The organism is Actinoallomurus sp. CA-150999 (assembly GCF_050942425.1).
GTDB lineage: Bacteria > Actinomycetota > Actinomycetes > Streptosporangiales > Streptosporangiaceae > Actinoallomurus.
In genome coordinates, this window is the sequence record NZ_CP192063.1 from 3,109,851 (window position 1) to 3,134,334 (window position 24,484).

Below are 24,484 nucleotides of genomic sequence, written 5' to 3' on the forward strand. Positions count from 1 at the left end.
GCGGCGAAGTTCAGCTCGTCTCCGGGGGCGCGGCGACCTCCTGTTCCAGTTCGGCGGCGACCTGGCGGATCTTCGGGTCGGTGCTGGTGCGCTCCAGCTCGTGGCTGAGTTCGTCCAGTTCGGCGCCGCCGGCCATCAGGCCGGTGAGCTCGTCGCGGGTGATCTCGCCCTTCGCGTGGTAGCCGATGCTGCGGCCGCGGTTGAGCAGCAGGAAACGGTCGCCGACCGGGTAGGCGTGGTGCGGGTTGTGGCTGATGAAGATGACGCCGAGCCCGCGATCCCTGGCCTGGACGATGTAGCGGAGTACGACGCCGGCCTGCTTGACGCCGAGTGCGGCGGTGGGTTCGTCGAGGATGAGGACCTTGGCGCCGAAGTAGACGGCGCGGGCGATGGCGACGCACTGACGTTCGCCGCCGGACAGGGTGCCGATGGGCTGGTCGACGTCGCGCAGGTCGATGCCCATGTTGGCCAGTTCGGTCTTGGTGGTGTGCCGCATGAAGCCGATGTCGAGCCGGCTGAGCGGGCCTGCGCCCTTGCGGACCTCCGAGCCGAGGAAGAAGTTGCGCCAGACCGGCATGAGGGGGACCACGGCCAGATCCTGGTGCACGGTGGCGATGCCCCGGGTCAGGGCGTCGCGGGGCGAACCGAAGCGGACCGGCTCGCCCTCGACCTCGTAGGTGCCCTCGTCCAGCGGATGCACACCCGCGATGATCTTGATGAGGGTGGACTTGCCCGCGCCGTTGTCGCCGAGGACGCAGGTCACCCGTCCGGCGTCCACGTCCATCGACACGTCCGCGAGGGCGATGATGTTGCCGTAGTGCTTGCCCGCCTTGGCCAGCCGGACGAGCGGGGTCTCCGTGGTGGTCATCGGCTGGCCTCCGTCCGGCGGCGGATCCAGAGATTGAACAGGGTGGCGAAGAGGAGCATCGCGCCGAGGAAGAAGAAGAACCAGTCGGGGTTCCATCCGGCGTAGACGATGCCCTGGGTGGTCATCCCGAAGACGAACGCGCCGATCGCCGCGCCGACCGCGGAGCCGTACCCGCCGGTGAGCAGGCAGCCGCCGATGACGGCGGCGATGATGTACCGGAACTCGTTGCCGACGCCCTCACCGGACTGGACCGTGTTGAAGGAGAACAGCAGGTTCATGCCGGTGAACCAGGTCGTGAAGCCCACGGCCATGAACAGGCCGATCTTCACCCGCCGTACCGGCACTCCCACGGCCCGGGCGCTGGTGGAGGCGCCGCCCACCGAGAAGATCCAGTTGCCGGTCCGGGTGCGCAGCAGCACCCAGGTGGCGATGGCGACGAACAGCAGCCACCACAGGACGCTGATGCGGATCGACAGGCTGCCGAAGTCCCACTCGGAGGCGAAGATCTTCTGCGCCGACGTGAAGCCGCTCATGTCGGAGATGTTCGGGCTGGCGACATTGCCGGTGATGATCTTGGTCACCGCGAGGTTCAGTCCCTGCAGCATCAGGAAGGTCGCGAGGGTGACCAGGAAGCTGGGAATCCCGGTCCGGACGACCAGGTAGCCGTTCAGGGCGCCGATCCCCAGCGCCACCAGCAGCGAGACGCCGACGCCGACCCAGATGTTCGCGGTGAGCTGGAAGCTGAGCATCGAGGCGACCAGCGCGGAGCTGGTGACCGCGACGCCGGCCGACAGGTCGAACTCGCCGCCGATCATGAGCAGGGCGACCCCGACAGCCGGGATGCCGAGCGTGGAGCTCGCGTACAGGATCGTCGCCAGGGAGTCGAGCCCGCGGAACGGCTCGGCGACGGCGAAGAAGAAGACGTAGATGACGATCGCGCCGCCCAGCGACCCGATCTCCGGCCGTCCGAGCAGCCGGGCGGACAGCGGCTTGCGGGTGAACCGCTCGTCCCGTACTGGCGGCCGGACGCCGGCATCCAGTGTCTGACTCATCGAAACCTCCAGAGTCCAGGGCGCCCGGGGCGGGCGCCCTGGAGGGTCGTTAGCGCGTCCCCCGGCTTGCGAACTTCAGGACATCGGCGACGTTGCTCTTGTTGACGACGTACGGCCCGGTGGGCGTCGTCTTCCCGCCGCCGATGACGTTGCCGTTGGTCTTGTAGAGCCACAGGGAGTCGACCGCGAGGTAGCCCTGGAGGTACGGCTGCTGGTCGATCGCCCACTCGACGTCGCCCTTCTGGACCGCCTGGACCAGTTCGGGGTTCATGTCGAAGGTGGCGACCTTGGCGCTGCTCCCGGCGTCCTTGACCGACTGCACCGCGGTGAGGGCGAACGGGGCGCCCAGCATGATCACCCGGTCGATGGTCTTGTCCTCCCGCAACTTGGCGGCGACGGTGGTCCGTACCGACGGCATGTTGGTGCCGGTCACGTACACCTTGTCCGTCTTGCCGGAGAAGCCCTTCGCCACGCCGTCACAGCGCGCCTCGAGGGCGACCTGGCCCTGCTCCTGCGGCACGCACAGGACGTGCTTGGCGCCTTCCGCGGCGAGCTGCTTGCCGGCCGTCTCTCCCGCGAGGTGCTCGTCGGAGCCGAAGTACTCCAGTGCCCCGGTCTTCTGCCAGTCGTCCAGCCCGGAGTTGAAGGCGACGACCGGGATTCCCGCGGCCTTGGCCTTCTGCACCACGCCGGTCATCGCGGAGGGGTGGGCGAGGGTGACGGCGATGCCGTCGACCTTGCTGTCGATGGCGTTCTGCACGAGCGTGGACTGCTTGCCGGCGTCCGGGTCGGAGGAGTAGACGAGCTGGATGTTGTCCTTGGCGGCGGCGGCCTGGGCGCCCTTCCGCACGATGTCCCAGAACGTGTCGCCCGGGGCCTCATGCGTGACCATCGCGACCTTCATGCGAGGCGTGCCGGCCTTGCCGGCCGTGACCGCCTCCGCCTGTGCCTGCGCCTTCTTGCCACCGGTGCTGCTGCATGCGGCGGCGGTGAGGGCGAGCGCTGCCAGAAGAGCGGTCCCCGCCGCTCGCTTGGTTCTCCGCATGGACGTCTCCATTGATCGTGTTCCGTCGTTCAGGGGTGGGCCGGTGGTCCGCGGACGGCGCTCACCAGGTGGCGATGAGTCGATCGTTGATCACGGATCGTGGTCGGCTGATGAGGTGTTCGCTGAATCGGGGCGTATCGGAGTTGTCGCCCCGCCGCTCTACGGAGGCGGGCGGCGCGATGCGTCGTGGGCGCTCCCGGGTCACGGGAGCGACTGTCGCTAGAACGCTCTAAGTGGTAGACCGTCACCGGGAGGGTGTTCCCTGGTCGCGGGTGTCCTTCTGGATATTGCGCTTAGAGCGCTCTAGTGCCATCACTATGATGAGCGTCACAGGAACATGTCAACACGTCCGCGGCAACTTGTCGCAACATGTTGGACACGAAGGGGAGGGCTGTGACCGGGCAATCCGCAAGAGGCAGAGGCGCCAAGCGGCCCACGCTGGAGGATGTCGCCGCGCGCGCCGGAGTGTCCCGGGCGCTGGTGTCGATCGTCATCCGTGGAGTCGCCGGCGCGAGCGAGGAGACCCGGGAACGGGTGCTCAAGGCGGCCTCGGAGATCGGCTACCGGCCGGACACGCGTGCGCGGCTGCTGGCCCGCAACAGCTCACGGCTCCTCGGCGTGACGTTCAACGTGCAGCACGCCTTCCACACGGACCTCATCGAGGGGATCTACGCCTCGGCCGACAGCTCCGACTACGAGGTGGTCCTCAGCGCGCTGACCCCACGCCGCGACGAGCGGCGCGCCGTCGAGACGCTGCTGGGCTATCGCTGCGACGCGCTCATCATGCTCGGCCCCGAATCCCCCGCGGCGATGCTGGAGGATCTCGGACGACGGCTGCCGGTCATCGCCGTCGGGCGCCGGCTGCGGGACTCGTCGATCGACCTGGTGCACACCGACGAGGAGGCGGGGATGCGCCAGGCAGTGGATCACCTGGTGAAACTCGGGCACCGCGACATCGCGCACATCGACGGAGGCCGCAGCCCGAAGGCGACCGACCGGCGGCGCGCCTACCGCACCGCGATGCGGAGGCACGGCCTCGGCAACTGCATCCGCATCGTCCCCGGAGGCCAGACGGCCGAGTCCGGGGCCAGCGCCGCGCGGCTGCTCCTGGCGGACGGGGAGTCCCCAACCGCCGTGATCACCTACGACGACGACGGCGCCGCCGGTCTGCTCGACTCGTTCCTGCGGGCCGGGATCGGGGTTCCCGAGGACGTCTCCGTCATCGGCTTCGACGACAGCCGGCTGTCCCGCCTGTCCCACGTCAACCTCACGACCGTCAGCCAGGACGCCGGTCGCATGGCGAGCCTGGCCGTGGACCGGGCCGTCGCGCGGCTGTCCGGTGACGAGATCGCCGACAGGGACCTCGTCATCCCTCCGCACCTGGTCGTCCGCGGCACGACCGCGGCGCGCTGACGAAGGCAACGTGCGCTCCGGCTCTTGACATCGCCGAGTGACCCCGCTCATAGTGAGCGAGAGACTAGAGCGCTCTAGTAGAGCGCTCCAGCCCTGTATCTCAGGCCGGCGCCAGGGGTCGGCTTCCCCGCCGCGGGTTGGGCCTGCTCACCTCTCGAAAGGACTCACGCGATGACGACGATCTCCGGCCCCGTCGTGGGCAACCTGTGTCTCGGCTCGGCACCCGACTCTTGGGGCGTCTGGTTCCCCGAGGACGAACGCCAGGTCCACTTCACCCGCTTCCTGGACGAGCTCGCGCAGGCCGGATACCAGTGGCTGGAGCTCGGCCCGTACGGCTATCTGCCGACCGACCCGGAGCGGCTGGCCGAGGAGGTCGGCTCGCGTGGCCTGAGCGTCTCGGGTGGCACCACCTTCGGAGCCCTGCACCGCCCGCACGAGTGGGACACGACGCTCGCCGAGGTCGGCCGTGTCGCCGAGCTGACCGCCGCCGCCGGCGCTCACCACCTGGTCTTCATCCCGCCGATGTTCCGCGACGAGAAGACCGGCGAGTTCACCGAGGAGCCCACCCTCACGCCCGGCCAGTGGAGCACCCTCACGGCGGCCGCCGACGAACTCGGCAAGATCCTCCTGGACCGGTACAACGTCCGGCTCGTCGTCCACCCGCACGCCGACAGCCACATCCAGACCCAGGCCGAGATCGAACGCCTCCTGGACGGCACCGACTCCCGCTACGTCAACCTGTGCGTGGACACCGGCCACGTCGCCTACGGCGGCGGCGACACGGTCGACCTGATCCGCCGGTACGGCGAGCGCGTCGGTTACGCGCACATCAAGCAGATGGACCCCGAGGTGCTCGTCCAGGTCCGTACGGAGAACCTCGGCTTCGGCGAGGCCGTCCGGCGCGGCGTGTGCGTCTCGCCTCCGGCCGGTGTTCCCGACCCCGCCGACGTCATCGCCGAGTTGTCGAAGCTCGACGCCGAGCTCTTCGTGATCGTGGAGCAGGACCTCTACCCGTGCGCGCCGGACGTCCCGCTTCCCATCGCCGTGCGCACCCGCGACTACCTGAGCCGCCAGGGCCTGTCCGGAAGCCGCCGCCCCGCGATCCGCTAGGACCTGTCTCGAAGTCGCGCAATAGGACAGCGGGACTTCGAGACAGGCCCCAGCCCCACATGTACGGGTCGTGAGCGCGCCCTCCGAGCATCCCCACCCATGGACACCCAGACCGAATGACCGAAGAGGAGGACGCGATGACCTTGCGCGTCGGAGTGATCGGGGCCGGAATGATCGGCCAGGAACACACCCGCCGGCTGACGACCGTCGTCACCGGCGCCGAGGTGGTCGCGATCACCGATCTCACCGCCGACCGGGCCGAGCGGCTCGCCGCCGAGACCGGCGCCCGGGCGTACGCCTCCGGCGCCGAGCTGATCGCCGGTCCTGACGTGGACGCCGTGCTGGTGACCTCATGGGGGCCGACCCACGCCGAGTACGTGCTGGCCGCCATCGCGGCCGGCAAGCCGGTCTTCTGCGAGAAGCCCCTCGCCACCGCCGCGGCCGACTGCCTGCGCATCCTGGAGGCCGAGATCGCGCACGGCGGGCGGCTCGTCCAGGTCGGCTTCATGCGCCGCTACGACGCCGCCTACCGGCGGCTCAAGGAACTCGTCGACGCCGACGGGATCGGCACACCGCTGATGGTGCACTGCGCCCACCGCAATCCCACGGTGCCGGTCTCCTACACGTCCGAGATGGCCATGCTGGACACCGCCGTCCACGAGGTCGACGTTCTGCGCTGGCTGCTGGGGGAGGAGATCGTCTCGGCGCAGGTGCTCACGCCCCGTCCGACCGGACGGCGGTTCGAGCACCTCCAGGACCCGCAGATCATGCTGTTCGCGACCTCCGGTGGCGTCCGCATCGACGTGGAGGTCTTCGTCAACTGCCAGTACGGCTACGACATCCGCTGCGAGATCGTCGGCGAGACCGGGGCCGCCCGGCTGCCCGACCCCGCCCGGCCCGCCGTACGCCACGACGGGCGCGAGAGCACCGCGATCGTCTCGGACTGGCGCGATCGGTTCGGCGACGCCTTCGACACCGAGATCCAGGCCTGGGTCGACGCCGCGGCGGCCGGCACCGCCACCGGTCCCACCGCCTGGGACGGATACGCGGCGACCGCGGTCGCCGACGCCACCGTGGAGGCGCTGAAGACACAGGAGATCGTCGCCGTCGACATGGAAGCCCGCCCCGCCTTCTACACGGGAGCACCGCAGTGAAGATCGCCCTCGACCCGTACATGTTCCGGGCCCTGCCGCTCACCGAGGTGGTGCGTACGGCCGCCGACCTCGGCTACTCCCACATCGAGCTGTCGCCCCGGCCCGACTTCATGCCGTTCTTCCTGCACCCCAGGGCCGACGACGCGAAGGTCGCCGAGCTCCGGACCGCCCTGCGCGAGACCGGTGTGGAACTGGCCTCCATCCTCCCGCTGTACAAGTGGTCCAGCACCGACGAGACCGAGCGGCAGGCCGCCGTGCGCTACTGGAAGCGCATGATCGAGGTCGCCGTCGAGCTGGAGTGCACGCTGATGAACTCCGAGTTGGGCGGCCGTCCCGAGCGCGCCGCCGAGAGCGAGGCCGCGTTCTGGCGGTCCCTCGACGAGCTGCTGCCGATCCTCGAACGGGAGGGCATCGCGCTCAACCTCGAAGCGCATCCCGACGACTTCTGCGAGGTCAACGACCAGGCCGTGAACCTGGTCAGGGCCATCAACAAGCCGTGGGTGAACTACCTGTACTGCGCGCCGCACACCTTCCACCTGTCCGGCGAGGACCCGGGAGCCGACATCGCCTCGATGATGCGCTACGCCGGGGAAAAGCTCGCCCACGTGCACATCGCCGACTCCTTCGACCACAAGGGCTCCTCCGGCCTGCGCTACATCCTCAACCCGCCCGGCACACCGGCTCGCGTCCACCAGCATCTGGACATCGGCCAGGGCGAGGTGGACTGGGACGTCTTCTTCGGTACGCTCCGCGAGCTGGAGTTCGACGGTGTCGCCACGGTCTGCGTGTTCGCCTGGGAGGAACGCGCCCGCGAGTCCTCCGCCTTCATGCTGGAACGCGTCTCCAAGGAGCTGGTGGCACCCTCCTGAGCCCGCCGCTCAGGCATCCGTGACCACCGGGGTTCGCGACTCTCCCAATGGGTCTCCAGCACTATTTCGAGAGTTGGGAATTGGGGTCACAGTCCCTTGTATTTTCACCATTGACATGCGGATCGACCGATGATTGCGGTTCTGGATTAGGGTCTGCCTCGAACGATCCTTGGGAATCGTATTAATTCCATTCCCTGGATCGTGACGAAGGGCCGGTTGAAGTGCGCTCGGTACCACCCTGGGCGCCTGGCCGGAGTACCCAGAGAAAGGACGACATAGTGCAGTCATCGATTCGCGTGGCCCTCGTGGCCGGAGCCATCGCCTCGATCGCGGGGCTCGCCGCGCCGGCGGCCGGTGCGGACACCGTGACGAGGACGCAGACCGCTTCGACGGCCCGTTCTGCCGCGCCGGTCGAGGCCGCGACCAAGTGGCGCTACTGCCAGGGCAAGAAGCCTCAGGTCTGCGGAGCGCAGGAGGGGCGGGCCTTCAAGGCCAGGGCCCTCAAAACCGGCTCCATGATCAAGGGCCACATCGGCATCCGGCGCTGGAATCCGAAGACGAACACCGGAAAGACGTACTGGAAGACCGGTTGGGTGACGCTGGGCGGGTTGTACCCCACCGTGGCCTACTCGAACAGCAAGGCCCCGTGCACGAAGGGCTGGTACCTGCAGGGGGTCTGGAAGCCCCAGCACGGCAGTTACACCTACAGCGCCCCCCACAAGTGCTCGTAGGACGCCGGCGGTCCGTACTGTGATCGTCGAGCGGCGGGCCCGCCACCGGGAATCCTCGGTGGCAGGCTCGCCGCCGCAGGTCGGTCAGGCATCTTTCGCGGTCCGCTCCTTCGCCACGCGGGCGGGGTCGGTGGTGTGCGGGGCGACGACCTCGCGCCACTTGCTGGTGATGGGGAGCCGGCGGTCGCGGCCGAAGTTCTTCGGGGTGATCTTCGGGCCGGGCGGGTACTGGCGGCGCTTGTACTCCGCCGCGTCGACCAGCCGGATCACCCGCTCGACCAGCCCTGGATCGTGGCCCGCCGCGATCAGCTCGTCGCGACCCAGGTCCCTCTCGACGTAGTCGTCCAGGAGCGCGTCGAGGACGTCGTACGGCGGGAGGGAGTCGGTGTCGAGCTGGCCGGGACGCAGTTCGGCGGACGGCGGCTTGTCGATGATGTTCCGCGGGATCGGCGGGGCCTCGGAGGGGCGCGCGAAGGGGTGCCCGCCGTCGGTCCGCTCGTTGCGCCAGCGGGACAGCGCGAACACCGTGGTCTTCGGGACGTCCTTGATCGGCCCGTATCCGCCGGCGGAGTCGCCGTACAGCGTGGAGTAGCCGGTGGCCAGCTCGCTCTTGTTGCCGGTGGTGAGCACCAGGTGGCCGTGCTCGTTGGACAGACCCATGAGGATGTTGCCGCGGACGCGCGCCTGGAGGTTCTCGGCGGCGAGCCCGTGCAGCTCCAGCTCCGCCTCGTAGGCGTCGACGATGCCGCGGATCGGCACGGTGCGCTCGTGGAGGGCCTGCCGCTTGACGAGGTCCTCGGCGTCGGTGATCGAGTGGTCGCTGGAGTAGCGGCTCGGCATGAGGACGGCGTGGACGTTCCCGGGGCCGATCGCGTCGGCGGCGATCGTGGCGACCAGCGCCGAGTCGATGCCGCCGGACAGCCCGAGGATCACCGAGCGGAAGCCGTTCTTGCGGACGTAGTCGCGCACGCCGAGCACCAGCGCGCCGTACACCTCGCCGAGGTCACCGAGGGGTTCGGCGCAGGGCGGCTCTTCGGGGGAGTACGGCTCGACGGGTTCGGCGGACAGCAGCACGCGCTCGATCGTGATGGTCGTCCCGTCGTGGCCGTCGGCGGGCGTCTCGCCCGGCGTGAACTCCGCCGGCGCGGGCGGCAGCTCGAGGTCGGCGACGAGCAGGTCCTCCTCGAACTGCGGACCGCGGGCGATCAGCTCGCCCTCGCCGGTGACGATGACGGAGTCGCCGTCGAAGACGAGCTCGTCCTGCCCGCCGACCAGGTTGACGTACGCGAGGGCGCAGCCGGCCTCGCGGGCCCGGCGCGCGCACAGCGCCAGCCGGACGTCGTCCTTGTCGCGCTCGTACGGCGAGGCGTTCGGGACGACCAGCAGCTGCGCGCCGGCCTCGCGGGTCACGGTGACCGGGCCGCCCTCCTGCCAGAGGTCCTCGCAGATCGCCACGGCGACGTCGACGCCGTGCAGCCGGAACACCGGCAGCCGGTCGCCGCGGACGAAGTAGCGGTATTCGTCGAAGACGCCGTAATTGGGCAGGTGGTGCTTCGCGCTACGGACGACGACCCGGCCCCGGTGGAGCACTGCCGCCGCGTCGAGCGGCGCGCCGGCGGGCTGGCCGACGCGATCGACGACGTCGGCGCGCCGGTCGAGGTGGCCGAGCACGACCGGCAGCCCGCCGAGCCCCTCGTCGGCGAGCCGCCGGGCGGTCGCCTCCAGGGCGGCGATCGACGCGTCCACGAACGACTTGCGCAGCGCGAGGTCCTCCACCGGGTAGCCGGTGAGGAACATCTCAGGGAAGACGACGAGGTGCGCGCCGCGGTCGGCGGCGCGCCGGGCCCACTCGACGGTGCGGTCGGCGTTGCCCGTGAGGTCGCCGACGGTCGCGTTGACCTGGGCGAGTGCGATACGAAGGCGTGCCACGTCTCCGAGACTAAGCCGGGCATGCCCCACCGCGTTTCCACGGATCCCCCGTCGATGGGCCGACCGACCGACCGACCGGTCCGGCCGCCGCATGGCGAGCGCGGCCTATCGAAGGCCCGGGGCGACCGCGACCCGAGCACTTCGCGAAATTTAGGCCGTTCTAACCTATTTCGTTAACGGAGATTTAGCGAAACATCAGATTTGATGCAAATGCCCGTTAGGTGGGCTCTTGTTCCTGCTAGGGATTCTCTCGATCTACCTTCGCCGGTCCGCTCGGACCGCGGTCCCCAGAACCGCACCGTTCCGTCGGACCCGAATCCCCCGGGAGCCCCCTCATGCCTCGTGCCCTCATTCGGCGCGTCGCGCTCGCGGCCTGTGCCACGACGGTCGTCACCGCGACCGCCTCCGGCACCGCCAACGCCTCGGGCACCTTCCGCCTGCTGGTGTTTCCGAACCAGAGCCACTCCGCCGTCTACGGCTTCATCAAATCGGCCGCCCGCTCGATCGACATGACGATGTACGAATTGCACGACAACGCTGTGGTGACAGATCTCGTCAAACGCCGGAAGGCGGGCATCAAGGTCCGAGTCATCCTCGACCGCCGGCGCACCTCGGTCAACGCGTCCGCCTACAAGGCGCTCAAGGCGGGCGGTGTCGGTGTGACCTACTCGTCCTCGGCCTTCGTCTACACCCACCAGAAGACGATCACCGTTGACCGTGCCAGGTCCCTCATCATGACCGGCAACCTCAACTCCAAGGACTACGCCCACTATCGCGACTACGCGGTCTTCGACACGGACACCGCCGACGTCTCGGCCATCGAGCGGGTCTTCAACGCCGACTACGCCAAGACCTCCGTCACCCCGTCCGACGGCCACCACCTGGTCTGGTCCCCGACCGACGCCCAGAAGCGGCTGCTCCCCCTCATCAAGGGCGCACGGCACTCGCTCGACGTCGAGGAATGGGAGTTCGACGACACCGCCCTCGTCGACGCGATCGTGGCGGACGCGAAACGCGGTGTGGCCGTCCGCGTGGTCGGGATGAACCGGAGCAACTACCGGGGCTGGTTCCGGAGCGTCGTCGACGCCGGCGGGAAGGTGGTGACCTACAACGGGAAGACCGGCCGGTACATTCACGCGAAGGCCATTGTCGTGGACTACGGCACCGCGACCGCGAAGGTCTTCGAGGGCTCGGAGAACTTCTCCGACAACTCGCTCAACCACAACCGCGAACTGGGGCTGATCGTCAACGCCTCCGGTGTACTGCGCGGTATCGAGACGGCATTCCGCTCCGACTTCGCCGGCGGGACCCGGTTCGGCGGCGCTGTGCCACTCCTCCGCGACTAAACGGGACGTTCCTGGAGGTGTCCGGCGGTGTTCGGGGCGTCGGATTCGCTGGCGGCCCCGAGGTCGGCGGCGGCCTGGGCCAGGGCGCGGATGAGCGGGCTCTCGTCGTCGGTGCGCCAGACGAGGGCCCACTGGCACGGTGAGGCGTCGTGAATGGGCACGAAGGCCAGGCTGGGCCAGGGGTAGAAGTGAGCGGCCTCGGCGGCGACCCCGGCGGCCGCCTGACCGGAGGAGACGGCGGTGAGCGCCTCCTGCCAGGTGGCGACCTTGGGGTCGTGCCGGATCGGACGGCCCGAGGGGGTGCGGTAAGGCGCGAGGGTCTCTTCCATGTACGCGGGGATCGACCGGCCCCCGACCAGGGCGCAGTCGCCGAGGTCCTCCAGGCCGACGGAATCGCGCCCGGCGTAGGGATGGTCGGCGTCGACCATCAGCAGCACCCGCGAGGTGTGTACAACCGGGCCGACGGTCAGGTCGGGCTCGCGGACCGGCAGCCACAGCACCGCCGCGTCGACCTCGCCGGAGCGGAGCAGGTCCAGCGGGGAGGGCGGCTGGATCTCGCGATGCTGTAGCCGTGCCGCCGGGTGGCGGGTCCGGAACAGGGCGAGAAGGCCGCTGATCATCAGGGTCATCGGGCCCATGGTGCCCAGGGTGAGGCTTCCCGACGTGCCGTGGACGGCGTCCTTCGCGGCCTCGATGCCTTTCAGGATCTGCCGGTATCCCGAGCCCAGTTCATCGCGCAGCTGCTCGCCGAGCGGGGTGAGACGGACCACGCGGGAGGTGCGGTCGAACAGGGGTGCGCCGATGCCGCGCTCTTGTTTCTTGATCGCCTGGCTGACGCGGGACGGGGTGATGTGGAGCCGCTCGGCGGTCCGGCCGAAGTGCAGTTCCTCGGCGAGGGTCAAGAAGATCTCGATATCCCGAAGCTCCATCCGTCCCCCCGGATCGTGAACCTGTAGGTGAACAATCTCTCGATCATGGCGTGCACCGTGAATCTATCGGTCAACGGTTCGTCCCGATACCGCGTTCTGGCAGGTCCCTGGCGCGGCGGGGGTGAAGCGCCGGATGCGGGCGGGCACGCGATGATCCGCGTTCCGAGTGCGGTCAGCCGGGCCGGGACCCCAGCGTCCGCACCTCGGAGAAGAGCAGCGGGGTGAGGACGACGAGGATCTGGAGCGTCCCCGCCGTCCAGAGGGTGGTGTGCAGGCCGACCTGGCCGGCCACGGGCGCCACCAGCGCGAGGCCCAGCGGCTGGCAGGCGATCGCGCCCGCCCATTCGTAGGCGCTGACGCGCGACAGCGCGGTCGCCGGGATGTGCTGCTGCAGGGCGGTCTCCCACAGCGTGTTGAAGACCATGAGGACCACGCCGCCGCAGAACGCCGCCACGGCGATGCCGATCACCGTGAGACCGGCGGCGAGGGCGAGGGTGGGGAAGGCGAACATCGCCATCATCGCCACGCCGGAGCGCAGCGGGAACCGCGGCCGTACGCACAGGGCGATCACGCCGCCGCCGAGGCAGCCGGCGCCGAACATCGCCGAGATCAGCGCCCACGCCCCCGCCCCGCCGAACGACCGGGCGCTCATCGTCGGGCCGAGCACGGAGAACGCGCCGTAGAGCAGGTTGACGAGGGAGGCGGCGACGATGACGCTCCACACCCAGCGCCGGGACCGGAACTCCCGCCAGCCGTCGGCCAGGTCGCGGGTGAACCGTCGCGCCCGTTCGTGACCGGCCCGCCGCAGGCGGAGCCGGGACAGGCAGGCGGCGCTGACGGCGAAGGTCGCGGAGTCGGCGGCGATCGCCCATCCGGGGCCGACGCCGACGACGAGGGCGCCGGCGACCGCGGGCCCGGTGAGCAGTGACGTCGAGAGGGCCAGGACGCGCAGGGCGTTGGCGGACTGCCGCTGCTCCGGCCTGGTCGTCGCCTGCACGATCCCGGGCACGGCCGGCCCGGACAGCGCGGCGGCGATCCCGTGCACCGTCTGGAAGACCAGCAGGTGCCAGATCCGGGCGGATCCGGTGATCAGAAGGGTCGCCGAGACGCCCTGGACGACGGCGCGGACGAGGTCGGTGCCGAGGATCAGCGCGTGCCGGGGCAGCCGGTCGGCGATGACCCCGCCGGCCAGTGTGAACAGGACCTGGGACGCCGACCCGGCGGCGAGGACGACGCCGAGGTCGAAGGCGCGCCCGGTGAGGCCGAGGACGGCGAAGGCGAGCGCCGGCGCGACCATCCCGTCGCCGAGCATCGAGGTGCACTGGCCGAGGAAGAACCAGCGGAAGTCCCGCTCCCGGAGAACGGACAGTCCGCGCGCCAGGACACAGGAGCTCAGAGCCTGCACCATTCAGCTCGTATGCCGCCTCGGAGGGGATTAACCACCTGAAGTTAGACATTCCGGACTGGTGTGGTCAACCCCTCTCCGAGGATCAGGCGCGTTTATTAGTTGAACGCGACAATTCGGGCTGAACCAGCATGTGTTCATGCCTTGACCTCATTTGTCGAAAGGGGGACAGTGAGGCCGCAGCCTCCTGACTGCGCGCTCATGGCCCCGCCCCGCTCTCGAAGAGAGGTCCCGATGAGTGCGTCCCCCGTCAGGCACGACCGGCGCGTGCCCCGTGCCCTCCTCGCCCTCCTGTCCGCCCTGGCCGTCGCGGGCGCCGCGGCGACGGCCGTCTCCCGCCCGGCGCACGCGTCCGCGCCCGGCGCCCCGCCCGGCTGGACGACGGTTTTCACCGACGATTTCAACGGCCCCGCCGGCTCGGGCGTCGACACCGCGAACTGGCAGTACACCACCGGGACGAGCTATCCCGGCGGCCCCGCGAATTTCGGCACTGGGGAGGTGGAGACGATGACCTCTTCGACGTCCAACGTCTCCCTGGACGGCTCGGGGAACCTGCGGATCACGCCGCAGCGCGACGGCGCCGGCAACTGGACCTCCGGCCGCATCGAGACCCGTCGCACGGACCTCCAGCCGCCCGCCGGCGGGAAGCTCCGGGTCGAGGCGCGGATCCAGATGCCGGACGTCACCGGCGCGGCGGCGCACGGCTACTGGCCCGCGTTCTGGATGCTGGGCGCCCCCTACCGCGGGAACTGGTGGAACTGGCCGGGCATCGGCGAGCTCGACATCATGGAGAACGTTCAAGGCATCAACAATGAGTGGGCCACGATGCATTGCGGCACCAGCCCCGGCGGCCCGTGTAATGAGACCACCGGGATCGGCGGCCAGCGGGCCTGCTCACCGACGACCTGCCAGGCCGCCTTCCACACCTACGCCCTCGAGTGGGACCGGAGCACGAGCCCCGAGGAGATGCGCTTCTACCTCGACGGCGTGAACTTCCACACCGTCCGCGCCGACCAGGTCGACGCCACCACCTGGGCCAACGCGACGAACCACGGATACTTCATCATCCTCAACGTCGCGATGGGCGGCGGCTTCCCGGCGGCGTACGGCGGCGGCCCGGACTCCGGCACCGTCCCCGGCCACCCCATGCTGGTCGACTACGTCGCGGCCTGGCAGACCGGCGGCGGAGGCACCACCCCGCCCCCGTCGGGGAGCCACGACGCCTACGCCCCCATCCAGGCCGAGTCGTACGACCAGCAGTCCGGCCTGAGCACCGAGACGACGACCGACAGCGGCGCCGGGCAGGACATCGGTTCCATCGCCAACGGCGACTGGGCGCTGTACAAGGGCGTCGACTTCGGCTCCACCGCCGCCACGCAGTTCTACGCGCGGGTCGCGAGCGGCGCCGCCGACGGGGTGAGCGGTCTGGTCGAGGTGCGCCTCGACAGCCGATCGAACGCGCCGATCGGAAGCTTCGCCATCGCGAACACCGGCGGCTGGCAGAGCTGGCGCACGGTCCCCGCCAACATCGCCGGGGTCACCGGCGTGCACGACGTGTACCTGACCTTCACCAGCGGCCAGCCCGCCGACTTCGTCAACGTCAACTGGTTCGACTTCGGCCACTGAGACGTGCGGGCGCGGGGCGCGAGACTCGGATCCCGCCCCGCCCGCTCCGCGCCCGCGCTCATACCGAGTCACTGATCGGGAGAGCCTGCCGCCGGCGTCGTACGGCCGGGCCGAGCGCGAGGGCGCCGGTGGCGGCCGTCCCGCACAGGAGCGCGCAGACGAGCCACGGCGACCAGGAGGCCACGCCGAGCAGCCAGCCGCCCGCCGGCGGGCCGAGCAACGACGCGACCGAGAACGCCGTGCCGTACAGCCCGCTGTACCGGCCGCGTAGGTGCGGCGGCGCGAGGTCCGCGATGATCGCGTTGGACACCGACGCGAACAGCACCTCGCCCAGCGTCCACACCAGGACCGCCGCCGCGAACGCCCACGCCGACGAGGCGAACGCGGTCAGCCCGAACCCGGCGCCCACCACGGCCACGCCCCCGGCCAGGACCCGGCTGTGGTCGCGGCGGCCGAGCCAGGCGCCGATCAGCGGCTGGACGATGACGATCCCGATGCCGTTGACGGCCATCGCGTAGCCGTACGCCGACGGGGGCAGGCCCGCGTGCCGCATCGCGAGCGGCAGCGTCGAATAGGCCTGCAGGTAGACGAACGCGTAGCACAGGGCGACCAGCACCGAGCCGACCGCGACCCGGTCCCGCAGCACGTCCGCGAAGCCGCCGGGTTCGCGTTCCGCGCGCCGGCCCCGGGTCTCGGGCACCGCCCGCCAGACCAGGACGCCGCACACCACGGAGGTGGCCGCGTCCACCCAGAACAGCCAGGTGAACCCCGCGCGCGCCAGCGTCCCGCCGAGCACCATCGCCACCGCGAAGCCGAGGTTGATCGCCCAGAACAGCAGCCCGAACGCGCGGGTCCGCTCGGCGGGGCCGATCAGGTCGGCCAGCAGCGCCTGCGAGGCGGGACGGTACGCGTCGATGGTCAGGCCGAGCACGAATACCAGCGCGATCAGCACCGGCGTCGTCGTGGCGTACCCGAGCGCGAGCATCGCCGCCGCGGTCGCCAGCATCCCGCCGGTCAGGGTGGCGCGCCGCCCGACCCGGTCGGCGAGCACCCCGCCGACGACCTGCGACACGATCGAGCCGAGGCCGAACAGCGCCAGCACGAGCCCGGTCGCGGCGACCGACAGGCCGCGCACCCCCGTGAGGTAGAAGGCGAGGAACGGCTCGACCATCGTGCCGAGCCGGTTCACGAAGCTGCCGGTCCACAGCACCCAGAAGGCGCGCGGCAGGCCGCCCACACGCGTGTACAGGAAGGCGGGGAGGCGGGTGGGCGGGGGAGCGGGGATCTCCTCGACGGACGTCATAGGGGAATGGTCGACAACCGGTGGGCTCGCGTGAAAATCTTTTAGCGGTGCCTAAATGATCGAGTTTCTCTTCACTCCGGACGACGTCGCGCGCGTCCGGTTCGCGTTCTCTCCGCTCTGGGAGCTCGCGCACAGCCTCCGCGTGCTGGCCGACCCCTCGCGGCGCGCGCTGCACATGCCGTGGGTGCGCGCGGTACGGCCCCGGCTGCGCCGGCTCGACCTGACGCCGCTGCACGCGCTCGTCCCCGCAGAGGGGTACATCCCCGACTTCCTCACGCCGCCGCCGGAGTCCCCGCTGCCCGACTTCGCCACGGAGCTCGCCCTGGTCCGAGCCACGCCCGCCCACCTGGTCGTCGAGGAGATCCGGCACGTCGGGCTGCGCAGCAAGGGCACCGCCCCGCTCGACGAGCGGCGCCAGGCGATGATCGAGGAGCCCGAGCGCACGCTCGCGCACGTCACGGACCTGCTCGCCGCCTACTGGGAGGCGGCGCTCGAGGCGTATTGGCCGAGCATCCAGTCGCTGCTGGAGACCGACGTGCTCCGGCGGTCCCGCGCCCTGACCGAGCGAGGGGCCGAGGGGCTCTTCGCCGGGCTCCACGAGGGGGTCCGCTGGCACGGCGACCGGCTCGCCGTCCAGCGCACGTGGCAATACCGGGGTGCGCTGGCCGGGCACGGGCTGATCCTGGTGCCGAGCGTGTTCGTCTGGCCTTCCGTCTCGGTGATGACCCCGCCGTACCGGCCGATGATGAGTTATCCGGTGAACGGCGTCGCGACACTGTGGGAGACGGCGCCGGCGGCACCACCGGACGCCCTCGCCGCGTTGATCGGCCGGCGCCGGGCGGGACTGCTCCTCGCGCTCGCGGGCCCGGCGTCGACGACGGAGCTCGCCCGGCGGCTCGCGGTGACGCCCGGGGCGATCAGCCAGCATCTCGGCGTCCTGCGCGCCTGCGGCCTGGTGGCGGGCCGCCGGGTCGGCCGGCGCGTGCTGTACGCGCGCACGGCCTCGGGCGACGCGCTCGCGGAGGCGGGCGGCGCGATCGACATGGACGTGACCGAGCGCGACTGATTGACTCTGCTGCGTGAGCGGGACGGATGGAACGTCGCGACCCTCTCGGAGGCACCGTGCACCTGATCACTCTCTCCCGGGCGTCCGCCCTGCCCGCGACGGCGGCGGCCTGCCTGCTGGCCGCCTGCGCGCCGGCCGGCCAGACCCTGCGAGGCGTCCACCTGGTGGCCCGGAGCACGCTGACCACCTGCACCCACCTCCCGTACGCCCCGTTCCAGTTCCAGCGGGACAAGGCGATCGTCGGCTTCGACGTCGACCTGATCGACCTGGTCGCCCGGAGGCTGGGCGTCCGGCAGAAGATCGTCGACACCCGGTTCACCGCGATCACCTCCGGCCAGGTGTTCGCGGTCGCCGCCTGTGACGTGGCGGCCGCCGGGATGACCATCGACCCGCGGCGGGCGGCGGTGGTCGACTTCTCCCGGTCGTACTTCGACTCCGGCCAGGTGCTGATGGCCCGCCGCGGCGAGCGCGTCACGCCCGGCGCGTTCGGGCCGGGCGGGCTGCGGGTGGGCGTGGTCGCCGGCACGACCGGGCAGGCGTACGCACGCGGCCAGGGATGGCAGCCGAAGGCATACGAGAACGCCACGACCGAGCTCGACGCGCTGCGCACCGGCCAGATCGACGTGCTCGTCCAGGACGACCCGGTCGTGCGCTACTGGCTCACCGACGAGGCCAACGCCGACTTCGTCCTCGTCCCCGGGCTGCGCACCCACGAGCAGTACGGCTTCGCCGTGCGCAAAGGACACAACCCCGCCCTCGTACGACTGATCGACCAGGTCATCACGCAGATCCGGCGAGACGGCACCTACCGGCGGACGTACGAGCGCTGGATGGGCCCGATGCCGCCCGACGCGGCAGGCTGACGCGGCCGGACCCGCAGGTCCGGGGCCGACCGGAACCGGTCAGACCATCGCCTTCGCTCGGCGTCGAATGATCGACTTAATGATCGATTCAGACGCCGTCGACGGGGGAGTCCGCATGCGTAAGGTCGTCGTGCTCGCGACCGGGGTGATTCTGCTGGTGGCGGCGGCCGCGTTCTCCTGCGCCGCATTACGGCGGCCGAGCGGGCCGACGACGCCGGAGCAGGCCGCGAGCGCCTACTTCCGCGCCTGGGAGAACGGCGACTTCGCCGCGATGCGGCGGCTGGTCGACGACCCGCCCGGCGACTTCGCCGACCGGCACCGGGACCTGTCGCGGTCGCTGCACGTGGACTCGGTGGAGTTCACCCCGGGCCGGCCGGTGCGGCACGGGGACGAGGCGTCCGTCGACTACGCCGTCACCCGCGAACTGGGCGACGTCGGGGACTGGAGCTTCCACGCGACCCTGCGGCTCGCCCGCCGGAACGGCGCCTGGCGGGTGGTGTGGTCGCCCGCCACCCTGCATCCCGCCCTGGCCGACGGCGGGCAGTGGTTCCTGACGCGGATCGAGGCCGCATCGGCCGACCCGGTCGCCGCGGACGGCAGGCCGCTTCCCAGCGACAGCAGCGTGCAGCCGTACCTCGCCGGTCTCGGCGACGGCTCCGAGGAAGGGAGTCCCGGGTGGGCGGTGCAGATCCGGAACCCGGGGCAGCCGGCCCAGCGGCTCAAGACCTTCGGCGGGAGTGACGCCCATCCCCTCCGTACGACCATCGACCGGCGCGCGCAGGCCGCCGCGGACGCGGCCGTCGGGTCGGCGTCGGCCGCGCTGGTCGCGATCCGTCCGTCGACGGGCGAGATCCTGGCGGTCGCCGACCGGCTGCCGGTGGCCAAGGGCGCGTTCCTGGGCCTGTATCCGCCGGGGTCGACCTTCAAGGTGGTGACGGCGGCGGCCCTGCTGGACGGCGGCATGACCCCATCCAGCCCGGTGGACTGCCCGGCGGTCACGGTGGCGGGGCAGCGCACCATCCACAACCACGGCGATCTCGCCCTGGGACGCGTGCCGCTCGCCGACGCGTTCGCGGAGTCCTGCAACACGACGTTCGCCACGCTCGGCGTGGGCGCCGGTGCCGGGCGGCTCGGCACGAGCGCCACCGCCTTCGGGTTCGGCGCCCACTTCGCCCCGGGGACGGACGCGTACGCCGGCGACTTCCCGGACCCGGGGAACGACAACGGGCTCGCCGAGGCGTCCATCGGCCAGGGGAAGGTCCAGGCGAGCCCCCTCGCCATGGCCGTCGTCGCCGCGGCCGTGGCCGACGGCTCGTACCGCTCTCCGCGCCTGGTGCCCGAGCGCCTCGTCGCGAAGGGGACGGTCCGGCCGCTGCCGTCGGCGGCGGTGGCGGGGCTGCGGTCGATGATGGGCGCGGTCGTCGCGCGGGGAACCGCGGCGCACGCCGGGCTTCCGGCCGGCACGGCGGGCAAGACCGGGACCGCCGAATATGATGCCCAGGGCCGTACCCACGCGTGGTTCATCGGCTACCGGGGTGATCTGGCCTTCGCGGTGTTCGTTCTGCACGGCGGCGACGGCGGGCAGGTGGCCGCGCCGGTGGCGGCCCGCTTCCTGACTGTGATCAAGTCGTGACCCACTGGAGTATCTGCAGGTGGTGACTGATATGACATAGTCGGACAGTTGTTTTCATGGCTTATGGAGGAATTGTGGCTATTCGTCGCCGGCTTGCCGCCGCCACCGCAGGGCTCTGTGCGGCCGCTCTCGCCCTGACCGCCTGCAGCAGCGGGGGAGACGGGGCGACGGTGCAGGGCGCCAAGCTGGTGAAGAAGGGCAAGCTCACCACCTGCACCCACCTGCCGTACCCGCCGTTCCAGTCGGCTCAGGGCGGCAAGGTCGTCGGTTTCGACGTGGACATGATCGACCTGGTCGCCAAGAAGCTCGGCGTGACCCAGCAGGTCGTCGACACGCCGTTCGAGACCATCAAGGGCGGGGCGGCGCTGAATGCCGGGAAGTGCGACGTCGCCGCCGCGGGTATGACGATCAAGCCGGAGCGGGCGAAGTTCATCGACTTCACCAAGCCGTACTTCAACGCGACCCAGGCGCTCATGACCAAGAAGGGCCTGAGCTTCCCGTCGCTGGACGAGGTGAAGGCGCAGAAGCTGAAGGTCGGCTCCCAGGCGAGCACCACGGGTGAGGACTTCGTGCACTCCAAGGGCATCGACTCGAAGTCCTTCAAGGACTCCGCGAGCCTGCTCAACGGGCTGCGCAGCGGCCAGGTCGACGTGATCATCGAGGATTACCCGGTCGTGCAGGGCTGGCTGAAGGACCCGGCGAACGCCAAGTACGCCGTGGCGGCCAGCCTCAACACCGGTGAGCAGTACGGCTTCGCCGTCCGCAAGGGCAAGAACCCCAAGCTGCTCGCGCTGATCAACGGGGCGATCGACGAGGCGCGGCAGAACGGCGAGTACAAGAAGATCTACGAAAAGTGGATCGGCCCGATGCCGGCGAACGCCTGAGCGCGCCGCTGAACGATCCGAGAGGCCGCAGATGACTCAACACGCGGAGGCGGCGCCGCGGCTGACCCGGAGGCAGCGCCGCCGGCTCATCCTGGGCGGCGAGTACGGCATCTTCATCGTCGTCGTGGTGCTGTTCGCGTCCCTGGCGGACTGGGGTTCGCTGAAGACCAACTTCGCCGAGTGGCATGTCGCCAAGACCCTGTTCCCCGACATCATCACGGTCGCGCTCCGGAACACCGTGCTGTTCACGGTCACCGGGTTCGGGCTCGGCCTGGCGGCCGGGCTGCTGCTGGCGCTGATGCGGCTGTCGTCGGTGCCGCCGTACCGCTGGTTCGCCCTCGCCTACATCGAGGTGTTCCGTGGGCTGCCCGCGCTGCTGATCTTCATTTTCGTGGGCACCGGCGTCCCGATCGCCTTTCCGGGGGTCAACATCCCCGGCGGCGTGTACGGCCAGGCCGCCCTCGCCCTCGGGCTGGTCTCGGCGGCGTACATGGCCGAGACCATCCGGGCCGGCATCGAGGCGGTGCCGCGCGGTCAGATGGAGGCGGCGCGCACGCTCGGCATGTCGCACGGGCGGGCGATGCGCACGATCATCGTCCCGCAGGCACTGCGCATCGTGATCCCGCCGTTGACCAACGAGCTGGTCCTGCTGGTCAAGGACTCCTCGCTGGCCTTGTACCTCGGCGTCACGCTGCAGCAGCGGGAGCTGGCGAAGCTGGCCCAGGACGTGACCGGCCAGAAGGGCAACGCCACGCCGATCATCGCCGCCGCCATCTGCTATCTGATCATCACGATCCCGCTCAGCCACGTGGCGCGGCGGCTGGAGGCCCGGCAGAAGAGGGGGCAGCGGTGACGATCGTGAACGACGGCGCGGCGGTCCAGGTCATCGAGCTGTACAAGGCGTTCGGGGATCTGGAGGTGCTGCGCGGCATCGACTTCGAGGTCCGGCGCGGCGAGGTCGTGTGCGTCATCGGGCCGTCCGGCTCCGGCAAGTCCACGCTGCTGCGCTGCGTGAACCTCCTGGAGGAGCCCACCGCCGGCGAGGTGTACGTCGGGGGTGTGCAGCTGACCGACCCGGAGGTCGACATCGACGCGGCGCGCCGCCGCATCGGCATGGTGTTCCAGCAGTTCAACCTGTTCCCGCACCTGTCCGTGCTCGGCAACGTGACCATCGCCCAGCGCAAGGTGCTGCGGCGCTCCGCGGAGGAGGCCGACCGGGTCGCGCGGGACAACCTCGAACGCGTGGGCCTGGCCGACAAGGTGGACGCCTACCCGGCGCAGCTGTCCGGCGGCCAGCAGCAGCGCGTGGCGATCGCCCGCGCGCTGGCCATGGGCCCGGAGGTCATGCTGTTCGACGAGCCGACCTCCGCCCTCGACCCCGAGCTCGTCGGCGACGTGCTCGCCGTCATGCGCAAGCTCGCCCTGGAAGGGATGACCATGCTGGTCGTCACCCACGAGATGAGCTTCGCCCGCGAGGTCGCCGACCGGGTCGTGTTCATGGACGGCGGCGTCATCGTCGAGGAGGGGCCGCCGTCGAAGGTCGTCGGCGACCCGGAGCACGCGCGGACCCGCCGGTTCCTGTCCCGCGTCCTCGACCCGGCCGCCGCCGACGTCGAGGACTGAGAGACCTCACCGGGTGAGCCGCTCACCCGGTGAGGTGGACACCTCAGGCGCGCGTCACCGGGGCAGCGGGCGGGTGCCCTCGATCCGTACCGCCTGCAGAGCGTCGGGCCGGAGGCCCAGCAGCGTCAGGATGCTCGGTGCGATCTGCGTCGTCCGCACGTGCCCGCCGATCGTCGTGTGCCGGAAGCCCGGACCCGCGGCGACCAGGGCGACGTGGGCGTCGTCCGCGCTGAAGCCGCCGTGCTCGGCGATCTTGCTGCCGGGCTTGGCGTAGATCACGCCGGGCTTGGCGATCACGACCAGGTCCGGTACCCGGGGGTCACGGCGCGGGTCGCCGAACCGCTTCAGGATGTCCTCGCCGGCCAGCACGCGGGCGATCCCGGCACTGGCCGCCCGCTCGCGCAGCGCGGCCGCCGCCGCGGCCGTCTTCGACTGGTCGGTCAGCCAGATCAGCGCGACGTCGTCCTGCGTCGCCTGGGCGACGAGCCCCGGCTTGACCGCGTTGACGATGCCCGGCACGACGTCCTTGCCGATGATCTTGAGCTTGCTCTTGTCGATGGGCGACTGGCCGTGCTTGGCGGTCACGATGACGTCGGTCGAGCCGAGCAGGTTCCTGCGCCCCAGTTCGGCGACGATGCGGCCGATCGAGGCGTCGGTGTGGTCGAGCGCCGCGGCCACCTCGGAGCCGGGAGCGCCGCCGGCCTGGTAGCCGCCGGCCGGGTCCTTCTGGGCCACGCTCACGGCCTGGAAGTTCATGCCGAAGACCGCGGGCACGTCGGCGCGGTGGGTGCCGGTGTGGTCGTATCCGTCCACCTCGTGCAGGATCCCGGCCACCTTCAGGTCGTCATTGCCCGCGGTGCCGGACGCCGGCACCGACGCGATCTCGGGCGTGTACAGGTCGTCGACGCCCTTGCCGGACGGCCCGTTGACGATGTCGTAGGCGAGGTGCTTGTCGCTCCACGCCGTGCGGAGACCGGCCTTCTTGACCACCTCGAAGACGGTGTCGACCCGCAGGTACGCGTGCGGGGCGACCGGCGCGCAGTTCTTCGCCGGGTCGCGAGGGAACTTGGCGGGGTCGAGCCCGCCTCCGCCGTCGACCTTGGTCGAATCGCGGTCGACGGACTCGTCGTAGACGACCTCGGTGCCCTTGCTCGTGCAGGCCGACCCGGGGGCGGACAGCGACCGGTCGTAGCTGTCGTCGTAGTAGACGCCGGTGCTGCGCGGGGTGCCGCCGGTCACCATCGACAACAGCCCCGGGAAGGAGTCCGACGGGGTCGTCGTCCTGGCGTGCGGGTACGACGTCCCGCGCCGCAGCAGCCCGGCGAGGGCGGACTTCGGATGCGCGGCGGCGTAGCGGATGAGGTCCGACTCGTGCAGGCCGTCGACGCTCAGCAGCAGAACGTGCCGTGCGGTCGGGCCGGCCTGCGCGGTCGTCGGCGCGACGAGTGCCGCGGCGGCGAGCCCGGCGGCCGTGCCGGCGATGAGACGTTTTCGCATTGAGGCTCCCTCGGTGAGGGCCGGAGATCGGCAACGCCCACGTGTACCGACCGGGGACGGACATCCGGCGTGCGGCACGGGTCCGGCGGTTGAACGCGGTCCGGAACGGGGGCGTACGGCCGGTCAAGAAACGGCAAA

Annotated in this window: 21 protein-coding genes; 13 read left to right on the forward strand and 8 right to left on the reverse strand. The window is 70.6% G+C overall.

Annotated features, from left to right (window positions below; translation table 11 throughout):
* Nucleotides 1–10 precede the first annotated feature (10 nt).
* From ACQP2O_RS14780 to ACQP2O_RS14790, 3 genes are read right to left on the reverse strand one after another with little or no spacing between them, the layout of a single operon-like run.
* Nucleotides 11–868 (reverse strand): ATP-binding cassette domain-containing protein, encoded by an 858-nt coding sequence (locus ACQP2O_RS14780; protein WP_433184377.1) that lies wholly within the window; start codon nt 866–868, stop codon nt 11–13.
* A complete protein-coding gene (locus ACQP2O_RS14785; protein ID WP_433184379.1) occupies nt 865–1,920 on the reverse strand; it encodes an ABC transporter permease in 1,056 nt (351 codons plus the stop codon). The genes ACQP2O_RS14780 and ACQP2O_RS14785 overlap by 4 nt, the downstream gene beginning before the upstream one ends.
* A gap of 49 nt (nt 1,921–1,969) precedes the next feature.
* Nucleotides 1,970–2,965 (reverse strand): sugar ABC transporter substrate-binding protein, encoded by a 996-nt coding sequence (locus ACQP2O_RS14790; RefSeq protein WP_433184381.1) that lies wholly within the window; start codon nt 2,963–2,965, stop codon nt 1,970–1,972.
* Nucleotides 2,966–3,358: 393 nt separating this feature from the next.
* Between ACQP2O_RS14790 and ACQP2O_RS14795 the strand changes: the two genes are divergently transcribed.
* The 5 genes from ACQP2O_RS14795 to ACQP2O_RS14815 all read left to right on the forward strand — a co-directional run bounded on the left by ACQP2O_RS14795 (nt 3,359) and on the right by ACQP2O_RS14815 (nt 8,242).
* Nucleotides 3,359–4,378, forward strand: coding sequence for a LacI family DNA-binding transcriptional regulator (locus ACQP2O_RS14795; RefSeq protein ID WP_433184384.1), 1,020 nt, complete (start codon nt 3,359–3,361; stop codon nt 4,376–4,378).
* 171 nt (nt 4,379–4,549) lie between these two features.
* Complete coding sequence (locus tag ACQP2O_RS14800; RefSeq protein ID WP_433184387.1) at nt 4,550–5,488, forward strand: sugar phosphate isomerase/epimerase family protein; 939 nt, start codon at nt 4,550–4,552, stop codon at nt 5,486–5,488.
* A gap of 137 nt (nt 5,489–5,625) precedes the next feature.
* Nucleotides 5,626–6,642 (forward strand): Gfo/Idh/MocA family protein, encoded by a 1,017-nt coding sequence (locus tag ACQP2O_RS14805; protein ID WP_433184389.1) that lies wholly within the window; start codon nt 5,626–5,628, stop codon nt 6,640–6,642.
* A complete protein-coding gene (locus ACQP2O_RS14810; protein WP_433184392.1) occupies nt 6,639–7,511 on the forward strand; it encodes a sugar phosphate isomerase/epimerase family protein in 873 nt (290 codons plus the stop codon). Before ACQP2O_RS14805 ends, ACQP2O_RS14810 begins: the two co-directional genes overlap by 4 nt.
* Before the next feature lie 278 nt (nt 7,512–7,789).
* Nucleotides 7,790–8,242 (forward strand): hypothetical protein, encoded by a 453-nt coding sequence (locus ACQP2O_RS14815; protein ID WP_433184395.1) that lies wholly within the window; start codon nt 7,790–7,792, stop codon nt 8,240–8,242.
* A gap of 84 nt (nt 8,243–8,326) precedes the next feature.
* Here the strand turns inward: ACQP2O_RS14815 and ACQP2O_RS14820 are convergent, their stop codons facing one another.
* Nucleotides 8,327–10,171: an NAD+ synthase gene (locus ACQP2O_RS14820; RefSeq protein WP_433184398.1), complete on the reverse strand. Its 1,845-nt coding sequence runs from the start codon at nt 10,169–10,171 to the stop codon at nt 8,327–8,329.
* 335 nt (nt 10,172–10,506) lie between these two features.
* Here ACQP2O_RS14820 and ACQP2O_RS14825 point away from each other — a divergent pair, with 335 nt between their 5' ends.
* Nucleotides 10,507–11,517, forward strand: a complete 1,011-nt coding sequence (locus ACQP2O_RS14825; protein WP_433184401.1) for a phospholipase D-like domain-containing protein — start codon at nt 10,507–10,509, stop codon at nt 11,515–11,517.
* On the opposite strand, the gene ACQP2O_RS14830 is transcribed toward ACQP2O_RS14825, so the two are convergent.
* Nucleotides 11,514–12,446, reverse strand: a complete 933-nt coding sequence (locus ACQP2O_RS14830) for a LysR family transcriptional regulator (RefSeq protein ID WP_433184403.1) — start codon at nt 12,444–12,446, stop codon at nt 11,514–11,516. The genes ACQP2O_RS14825 and ACQP2O_RS14830 overlap by 4 nt on opposite strands.
* 172 nt (nt 12,447–12,618) lie before the next feature.
* Entirely contained in the window at nt 12,619–13,854 is a 1,236-nt protein-coding gene (locus tag ACQP2O_RS14835) for an MFS transporter (protein WP_433184406.1), read from the reverse strand.
* Between the two features lie 231 nt (nt 13,855–14,085).
* Between ACQP2O_RS14835 and ACQP2O_RS14840 the strand changes: the two genes are divergently transcribed.
* On the forward strand, nt 14,086–15,477 hold the full coding sequence (locus tag ACQP2O_RS14840) for a glycoside hydrolase family 16 protein (protein ID WP_433184408.1): 1,392 nt from the start codon (nt 14,086–14,088) through the stop codon (nt 15,475–15,477).
* Between the two features lie 58 nt (nt 15,478–15,535).
* On the opposite strand, the gene ACQP2O_RS14845 is transcribed toward ACQP2O_RS14840, so the two are convergent.
* The gene (locus tag ACQP2O_RS14845; protein ID WP_433184409.1) at nt 15,536–16,780 is read right to left on the reverse strand and encodes an MDR family MFS transporter; all 1,245 of its coding nucleotides are present in this window, start codon (nt 16,778–16,780) and stop codon (nt 15,536–15,538) included.
* Nucleotides 16,781–16,835: 55 nt separating this feature from the next.
* Here ACQP2O_RS14845 and ACQP2O_RS14850 point away from each other — a divergent pair, with 55 nt between their 5' ends.
* The 6 genes from ACQP2O_RS14850 (at nt 16,836) to ACQP2O_RS14875 (ending at nt 22,849) form a co-directional block, all read left to right on the forward strand.
* Nucleotides 16,836–17,846, forward strand: a complete 1,011-nt coding sequence (locus ACQP2O_RS14850) for a DUF5937 family protein (RefSeq protein WP_433184410.1) — start codon at nt 16,836–16,838, stop codon at nt 17,844–17,846.
* A gap of 56 nt (nt 17,847–17,902) precedes the next feature.
* Nucleotides 17,903–18,709, forward strand: coding sequence for an ABC transporter substrate-binding protein (locus tag ACQP2O_RS14855; protein WP_433184413.1), 807 nt, complete (start codon nt 17,903–17,905; stop codon nt 18,707–18,709).
* 79 nt (nt 18,710–18,788) lie between these two features.
* Nucleotides 18,789–20,342, forward strand: a complete 1,554-nt coding sequence (locus ACQP2O_RS14860) for a penicillin-binding transpeptidase domain-containing protein (protein ID WP_433184416.1) — start codon at nt 18,789–18,791, stop codon at nt 20,340–20,342.
* A gap of 74 nt (nt 20,343–20,416) precedes the next feature.
* Complete coding sequence (locus ACQP2O_RS14865; RefSeq protein ID WP_433184419.1) at nt 20,417–21,226, forward strand: ABC transporter substrate-binding protein; 810 nt, start codon at nt 20,417–20,419, stop codon at nt 21,224–21,226.
* Nucleotides 21,227–21,257: 31 nt separating this feature from the next.
* Nucleotides 21,258–22,079, forward strand: coding sequence for an amino acid ABC transporter permease (locus ACQP2O_RS14870; protein WP_433184422.1), 822 nt, complete (start codon nt 21,258–21,260; stop codon nt 22,077–22,079).
* On the forward strand, nt 22,076–22,849 hold the full coding sequence (locus ACQP2O_RS14875; protein ID WP_433184425.1) for an amino acid ABC transporter ATP-binding protein: 774 nt from the start codon (nt 22,076–22,078) through the stop codon (nt 22,847–22,849). Before ACQP2O_RS14870 ends, ACQP2O_RS14875 begins: the two co-directional genes overlap by 4 nt.
* Before the next feature lie 54 nt (nt 22,850–22,903).
* On the opposite strand, the gene ACQP2O_RS14880 is transcribed toward ACQP2O_RS14875, so the two are convergent.
* Entirely contained in the window at nt 22,904–24,346 is a 1,443-nt protein-coding gene (locus tag ACQP2O_RS14880) for an alkaline phosphatase family protein (protein ID WP_433184428.1), read from the reverse strand.
* Between the last annotated feature and the right edge of the window lie 138 nt (nt 24,347–24,484).